Source organism: Planctomycetota bacterium, assembly GCA_035574235.1.
Taxonomy (GTDB): Bacteria; Planctomycetota; MHYJ01; order MHYJ01; family JACPRB01; genus DATLZA01.
Window position 1 is genome coordinate 1 of sequence record DATLZA010000002.1, and the last position, 6,089, is coordinate 6,089.

The 6,089-nt window shown below is 69.4% G+C and carries 8 protein-coding genes; 1 reads left to right on the forward strand and 7 read right to left on the reverse strand.

Annotated elements, in window-relative coordinates; all coding sequences use genetic code 11:
* The 3 genes from VNO22_00025 to VNO22_00035 form a co-directional block, all read right to left on the reverse strand.
* Positions 1-419, reverse strand: a 419-nt coding sequence (locus VNO22_00025) for a hypothetical protein (GenBank protein ID HXG59733.1), incomplete at its 3' end; no start/stop codon positions are given.
* A gap of 35 nt (positions 420-454) precedes the next feature.
* Complete coding sequence (locus tag VNO22_00030) at positions 455-1,345, reverse strand: LOG family protein (protein ID HXG59734.1); 891 nt, start codon at positions 1,343-1,345, stop codon at positions 455-457.
* On the reverse strand, positions 1,338-3,041 hold the full coding sequence (locus tag VNO22_00035) for a M3 family oligoendopeptidase (protein ID HXG59735.1): 1,704 nt from the start codon (positions 3,039-3,041) through the stop codon (positions 1,338-1,340). The genes VNO22_00030 and VNO22_00035 overlap by 8 nt, the downstream gene beginning before the upstream one ends.
* A 107-nt stretch (positions 3,042-3,148) precedes the next feature.
* Here VNO22_00035 and VNO22_00040 point away from each other — a divergent pair, with 107 nt between their 5' ends.
* Positions 3,149-4,492 carry a hypothetical protein gene (locus tag VNO22_00040; GenBank protein HXG59736.1) on the forward strand — a complete coding sequence of 448 codons (1,344 nt, stop codon included), beginning with the start codon at positions 3,149-3,151 and terminating at the stop codon, positions 4,490-4,492.
* On the opposite strand, the gene fliN is transcribed toward VNO22_00040, so the two are convergent.
* From fliN to VNO22_00060, 4 genes are all read right to left on the reverse strand, one after another.
* Positions 4,452-4,871, reverse strand: a complete 420-nt coding sequence (gene fliN / locus VNO22_00045; protein HXG59737.1) for a flagellar motor switch protein FliN — start codon at positions 4,869-4,871, stop codon at positions 4,452-4,454. The two genes, VNO22_00040 and fliN, sit on opposite strands and share 41 nt — an antisense overlap.
* A 6-nt stretch (positions 4,872-4,877) precedes the next feature.
* Positions 4,878-5,405: a flagellar basal body-associated FliL family protein gene (locus tag VNO22_00050; GenBank protein HXG59738.1), complete on the reverse strand. Its 528-nt coding sequence runs from the start codon at positions 5,403-5,405 to the stop codon at positions 4,878-4,880.
* Positions 5,406-5,418: 13 nt separating this feature from the next.
* Positions 5,419-5,610 carry a flagellar FlbD family protein gene (locus tag VNO22_00055; protein ID HXG59739.1) on the reverse strand — a complete coding sequence of 64 codons (192 nt, stop codon included), beginning with the start codon at positions 5,608-5,610 and terminating at the stop codon, positions 5,419-5,421.
* A gap of 33 nt (positions 5,611-5,643) precedes the next feature.
* Positions 5,644-6,089: hypothetical protein (locus tag VNO22_00060; protein ID HXG59740.1), on the reverse strand; the 446-nt coding region annotated here is incomplete at its 5' end.

A 6,089-nucleotide genomic window follows, 5' to 3' on the forward strand; every position in this document is an offset into this window, starting at 1 on the left:
GCGAGACGGCCGGAGCCGCCGCAGGCGTCGCATCGCGCGGAGCCGCCGCAGGCCGCGCAGGAACCGGAGCCCGCGCACGCGGGGCACGCGCGGCCGCCGAATTCGCCCGAGCCCCCGCAGAAGCGACACTCGCCGGCGGCCTCGAAGACCGCGCACGGGGCGCAGCGTCCGGTTTCTCGACAGAAGCCGCAGGGAACCCGCCGGGGAAAGCTCAGCGCTCCGGGGCAGGCTCCCGGGCAGCGATCCTGACCGGGCTCCAGGAGGCGTTCACACGAAGGACAAGCCCAGGCGGCGGCCCGGGTGTCCTCGAGAAAAATCGCTCCGGGAGGCGCGCCCGAGAACCGCACCGCCGCTTCCTTCTCCCCGGCCCCGCAGCCCGTCCAGGCCGCCAGGGCGAGGAGCCATCCCCCGTTCCGCATCCACTTCGAAGTCTACCACGTTCTCCCCGTCCGCCTCAGATCTTGCCCTTCATCCAGTGCTGCGGCTTGGGATAGAACTTCTGAAGCTGGCCGCGCAGGTACTCGAACGCCTCCCGGGGGCTGTCGCACATCCGATACAGGCGGAGATCCTTGGGGCTGACGGTTCCCCAGCGCACGAGGGCGTCCATGTTGAGGAACTCCCTCCAGAATTTCTTTCCGTAAAGGACGATCGGCAGCGGCCGGTCGATCTTTCGGGTCTGAACGAGCGTGAGAATCTCGAAAAGCTCGTCCATGGTGCCGAAGCCGCCGGGGAAGATCACCAGAGCGCACGCCAGGTAGGCGAACCAGAGCTTGCGCATGAAGAAGTAGTGGAACTCGAAAAGAAGCTCGGGGGTGATGAACGGATTGGGCCGTTCCTCCGTGGGCAGGCTGATGGTCAGCCCCACGGTGATCCCTCCGGCCCGTTCGGCGGCGCCTCGGTTGGCGGCTTCCATGATCCCGGGCCCGCCGCCCGAACAGATGACGAAGCGGTTGCCTTGGTTGAGGGATTTGGCCCACGAGGTCAGAAGCGAGGCCAGCTCCGCGGCCTCCTCGTAGTAGATGGACAGCTGCATGTCCATCTCCAGGCGCGCCAGCCGCTGCCGGAGGTCCTTGGGGAGCTTGCCGGTCCCGTACTTCTTCTTCTCTTCAAGCGCCTGTTCGAGCTCCGTCTTGACCGCCACGGGCGGGCGGGCCCGCGCGGAGCCGAAAAATACGATCGTCTCGCGCACGTCGTGGCGCTGAAAGCGCTGAAAGGGCTCGAGATATTCGCACAGAACCCGCACAACGCGGGCATCCCGGCTTTTGAGGAACTGCGGGTTCAGGTAGGCCTTCAGGGGGCGGCGCGGCGTCGCCAGGGGGGCCGGGGCGTCGTTCTCGTCAGCCATCGAGTTTCTCCAAATCTCCCAGGGCCGTCCGGATGAGCGGCCGGAGAGTCCCTTCGCCGAAGTCGAACCGCAGGCCCGCCGCCGCGAAGAGGCCGGGCAGCGGCCGCGTCCATCCCAGAGCTTCCGCCGCGCGGTAGCGCTCGATCGCCCGGCGGCGGTCGCGGCGCGCGTGGAGCCACACCTGGAGGGCTCCCGTCTGGGCGATTCCGTACTCGATGTAGTAGAAGGGCACGCGGAAGAGATGGAGCTGACGGTGCCACGCATAGGCCAGCTCCTCGTCGAGCCCGGTCCAGTCCTCGGCCCCGCCCAGCCGCCTCCGGAGGTCCAGCCATGCGGCGCGGCGCTCCCGGCGGGTGTGGTCGGGGTTCGTGTAGACCCAGTGCTGGAAGGCGTCGATCGTGGCGATCCACGGGTACGTGCTCAGGAGATCCTCGAGGTGTCCCGCGCGGGCGCGATCGGCCTCGGCCGGCGGGTAAAACTCCTCGAGATACGGCTGGCCGAGCAGCTCCATGCCCATGGAGGCCACTTCCGCGAATTCGGTGGGATAGTCGCGGTTGAAGCGCGGCTCCCGATGGCGGCACTGGAGAGAGTGAAACGCGTGGCCGCCTTCATGAAGGAGGGTCTCCACGTCCCGATGCAGCCCCGCCGCGTTCATGAAGATGAAAGGCATCCGCTCGACGGCGAAGACCGTCTGATATCCGCCGGGGGCCTTGCCCTTGCGGCTGTCCAGATCGAGGTAGCCCCGGTCGCGGATGGAAGCGAACATGCGGCCGAAATCGGGGTGGACCTTGCGGAAGATCCGAAGGCATCCGTCCACGAGCTCGGAAATCGTGCGGAAAGGACGCAGCGGCGGGCGCCCCTGGGGATCCACCGCCAGATCCCACGGCCGCAGCCGGTCCACGCCGAGCCGTTTCCGGCGAAGCTCGTGGCGGCGGCGGAGCGCCGGCACGACGACCCGCTCATTGGCGCGGTGGAACCGGACGCAATCGGCCGGGGTGTAGTCGAAACGTCCCTTGGCGCGGAACGCGTAGTCCCGGTAGTTGGCGAAGCCCGCCTGGCGCGCGATCCGGGTGCGAAGGCGCACCATCCGGTCGTAAAGATCCTCGAGCGCCTCCCGATCCCGGAGCCGGCGCTCGGCGATGAGCCGCCAGGCCTCCTCGCGCCGGGCGCGATCGGTTTCCTCCAGGTACCGGGCCATCTGCTGGAGCGTTTGCTCGCGCCCCTCGTAGGTCACGGTCATCGCCCCGGCGATCTTTTCGTAACGCTGGGAGAGCTCCGCGTCCCTGGCCTCGAGGGGAACGTTCTCGTCCCGGTAAATCTCGAATTCGTTCTCGAGGTGCCGATCCATGACGCCGTAGACGGCGCGCGGAAGACGGCGGCGGCGCGGGTGCTCGAGGTAGAGCTTCTTCAGGCGCTGCCACCGGGGCTTGGCCAGGGGCGTGATGACCGTTTCGAAATGGAGGTATTTCTTCTCCTTGGCCCGGTCCGCCGTGTCGCAGGTCATGGCCACGTACCGGCGGCTTCCCTCCTCGGCCAGGACGCTTTCGAGTTCGCTCCAATCGAGAATCCAGGCCTCGAGATCCCGCGTTCCGGCGCGCTTCTCAAGCTCGTCGAAGAGAGGCTCCAGCTTCGACCAGTCGTCGCAGTCCAGGTTCCGCGGCACCCAGCGGAGCGGGAATTCACGATCGAGCTTCATCCGGGGCGGGAAGTATAAACGAACTCGGCCCGATCGGGAACACGAATCGTAGATCCCGCGCCGCGATAACATTCCCGCGCCCGGAGTCTCTTTTCGAAGGAAGGCCGATGATCCGCTGGGCGCTCGCGGGACTGGCGGCCCTGACCGGCGCGGCATCCCAGGATGCCCCGCCGGCGCCCCCGTCCCGGCTTCTCCAGCAGGACGAGCGCGGAGGCGCGCCCCGGCCGGAAGGCTTCGTGGACGACGACCGCCGCGTGGTCCTGTCCGCCACGGTCGCCGCGGCGCCGGACGGACGTTCGCCGATCCGCCTTGAAGCGAAAGTCAAGCCCCAGGGCGTCCTCTTCGACGGTTTGGGAACCCTTCAGGGGACGCCGGTCACGACTCCAGCGGGCCTCTCCGAGGTCTTCGTCGAAAACCTCAGCGACGGTCCCTACCACTGGCGCGCCCGCGCCGTGGACTCCAGGGGCGCGGCCTCCGAATGGGTCGAGTTCGATCCCGATCCGGTGCCCGACTTCGTCATCGCGGCCGGGAACGGCCCGCCGCCGCCGGGTCCCCCGCCGGATCCCGCGCCGCCGGCGCTTCTTTCGCAGGCCGACCGTCCCGGGGGATTCGCCGCGCCCCCCGGTTTCGCCGGCCCCAGCTCCACCTGGATCTTTCGCGCCGCCGTCTCTCATCCCGAGGGGTCCTTCGCCCACGTCCAACTCGAAGTCGAAATCGAACCCGCCGGACGGCCTTTCGACGGCTCGGGAATCCTGACGGGCCATATCCCGGATGCGGCGACGCCCTTGTCGCAGACCCTGGCGACCGATCTTGTCCCCGGAAGTTACCAGTGGAGGGCGCGCGCCGTGGACCGCGCGGGGCGCCGTTCCGCGTGGGTCGAGTTCGAGCCCGGCGGAAGCGGCCCCGATTTCGTGGTCCTGCCGCGCCCGGCGGGTCCCCCGGCCACGCCTCCGCCGCTCCCCTCCTCTCCGGCCCAAGCCGACCGACCGGGAGGCGATCCGCGCCCCGCCGGGTTCGCCGACGACGACGGCCAGGTCGCGCTCCGGGCGCTCGTCACCGGCACGGCGATCCCTCTCTTTCTCCAGGTCGAAGTGAAACCCGACGGAGTTCCGTTCGACGGCTCCGGCCTTTATACCGGAACCCCCGTCATCGGCGCGGGCTTTTCGGAGGCGGCGGCCGCGGGTCTCCCCGACGGCGCCTACCGCTGGCGTGCCCGCTCGGTGGACGGCACGGGCGCCGTTTCCGGCTGGATCGTTCCCGGAACCGGGCCGGGGCCGGACTTCCGGGTCGAACGGCGCGCCCCCGCGCCGCCGCCGGGATTTCTCGAAGGAGATGGGGACGACGATCTTTGCGGGCTGCTGGGGGTGGAGTTCCTGCCGCTCCTGCTGCTCGGCCTGCGCCGCCGGTGTCCTATTTGGCCTCGGCGTCGGGCGGGGACAGAACCTCGGTGATCCGCACGGCGAGATGGTCGTTGAGAACGAGCACTTCGCCTCGGGCGACCAGCCGATCGTTGACGTAAACCTGAATCGGATCGGAAATGGCGCTGTCGAGTCCCACGACCGAGCCGGGCCCGAGCTTCAGAATGTCCTGCACCGTCATGCGCGCGCCGCCGAGCTCGATCCGGACCTGAACGCTGACGTCGCTCAGAAGGTCGAGGCCGGCCTCCGGGCGCGGGGCCGCGGCCGGAACGAGCGGCTCGAGGGGCACCGGCTGCGGAGCGGGGTCGGCGAGGGGCGCCGCCGGCGGCCTGGTTCCCCCGGCCCGAGCGGGGTCCACGCCCAGCGCCTTCATCAGCTCGTCGATGTCTTCCGGTCGGGGCGGTTCGGGCATACGCATTCACCCGCGGCGCGCGGGCACCTTGCTCTCCGGGAAGATTACCTTGAGGATCACGTCCTGTCCACCGCCGGCGCCCCCGAGCTCGGCGTTCAGCCGGGCCTTGATCTCCGCCTTGAGGGCCTCGAGAACGCCGGGGCGGCGAAGTTCCCCCTCCGGCTTGGCGTAGACGATCTCCGTCGACACGATGTCGCGCAGCAGGTTGCGGCGCCGCTCCACCTGGGCCTTGACCTGCGCCAGATCGCCGCGCCGGGGGTTAAGGACGAGCGCCACGTGAATCATGAACTCCTCGCGCAGAAGTCCGGACGCATCCGCCGCCAGTTCGCGGGAGACGGGCCCGAGCGAAATCTCCTCGTACGCTTCGAGCATCGGGGCGGACGCGGCCCCGCCGCCGCGGAAATGCGCCGTCACGAAGTAGACCACCACCGCGGTCACCCCCATCACCGCGCCGACGACGGCATACCCGGCGGGCGAAAAAAGAGGCCGGGCGACCGAGGGGGCCGCCGGTCCCGGCTCCGCGGAAACAGCCATCGACGCCCTTCTCCTACGGATGCAGCCCCGAGATCGACCGCCGGTACTCCACCACCCGGCGGATCACCTCGTTGACCGGCTCCTTCACCACGAGCTTCTCATGATTGACGAGCGTGATCACGGTGTCGGGCGTCTCCTCCACGTACTGGATGAGATCCGCGTTGACGACGAACTCCTTCCCGTTCAGCCGCGTCACCCTGATCATCGGTCCCGTAACCGGATAATTATACTCCTCGACTCAACGCGCCGCCCCCGGCGGCTTGCGCAGCTCCTCGAGGATCCCTTCCAGGCGGGGCTTCTTTCCCGGCGCCGCGCGCCGGAATTCGGCCTCGAATTCCGGCGCGGTCCGCAGGGCTTCGAGCACCTCCGCGGCCTTGGAGGGACGAAGCGCGCGCAGGTAGCGCACGATCTGGGCGTCGTCCCATCCGCGAAGGAGGGCCGCCAGAGCGTCCCCTTCCAGACGGGAAAAGATGGGGACGTTGGCCGCCAGCTCCGCCTCGGCCGCGGCCAGCGCCCGGCCCTCGGCCTCCCTCCGGGCCCGCGCTTCGGCCGCGCGCAGCTCGTTCCGACGGCGCTCGAGATCCTCCCGCTCGCGCTCCAGCTGGAGAAGCCGCGCCGAAACGAACGCCTCGAGAACCTCGAGATCGTCCGGCGCGCCGGGCGCCGCCGCCGGAGGAGCGGCCG

What these genes read in the sequence shown, in the direction of transcription:
- VNO22_00030 (HXG59734.1), bottom strand. Translation starts at nt 1,345, where the DNA reads ATGGCTGACGAGAACGACGCCCCGGCCCCCCTGGCGACGCCGCGCCGC.
- VNO22_00035 (HXG59735.1), bottom strand. Translation starts at nt 3,041, where the DNA reads ATGAAGCTCGATCGTGAATTCCCGCTCCGCTGGGTGCCGCGGAACCTG.
- VNO22_00040 (HXG59736.1), top strand. Translation starts at nt 3,149, where the DNA reads ATGATCCGCTGGGCGCTCGCGGGACTGGCGGCCCTGACCGGCGCGGCA.
- fliN (HXG59737.1), bottom strand. Translation starts at nt 4,871, where the DNA reads ATGCCCGAACCGCCCCGACCGGAAGACATCGACGAGCTGATGAAGGCG.
- VNO22_00050 (HXG59738.1), bottom strand. Translation starts at nt 5,405, where the DNA reads ATGGCTGTTTCCGCGGAGCCGGGACCGGCGGCCCCCTCGGTCGCCCGG.
- VNO22_00055 (HXG59739.1), bottom strand. Translation starts at nt 5,610, where the DNA reads ATGATCAGGGTGACGCGGCTGAACGGGAAGGAGTTCGTCGTCAACGCG.